We start from the raw sequence: 269 nt of genomic DNA on the forward strand, positions 1-269 counted from the left end.
GGGCAGCTTCCTGTTCCATGGCATCGGCAACCTGCTCAACCATGATGGCCAGGATGCGTCGAACCACTTGCTGGCGGGCGATTCGGCAGGCGATGCCGGCGCCGCCGCCGACCAGTCCGGCAGCTCGCTGGCGGACCAGGCCGGCCTGGGCGCGATCGACGAGCCGGGTGTCGACGACAGCCTGGCCGACAGCAGCGACGACAGCCTGGGCGGCTTCTTCGACGGCGACGGCTCGGACGAAGGCTTGTTCGGCTGACCTCGAATCCGGG

At 69.5% G+C, this 269-nt stretch carries 1 protein-coding gene; it reads left to right on the forward strand.

Going from position 1 to position 269, the window contains the following annotated elements:
- A partial coding sequence (locus MJ643_RS30815) for a hypothetical protein (RefSeq protein ID WP_247727323.1) occupies positions 1 to 256 on the forward strand: 256 nt, incomplete at its 5' end.
- Between the last annotated feature and the right edge of the window lie 13 nt (positions 257 to 269).

It is taken from the genome of Pseudomonas sp. PNPG3, from assembly GCF_023093815.1.
Taxonomy (GTDB): domain Bacteria; phylum Pseudomonadota; class Gammaproteobacteria; order Pseudomonadales; family Pseudomonadaceae; genus Aquipseudomonas; species Aquipseudomonas asiatica.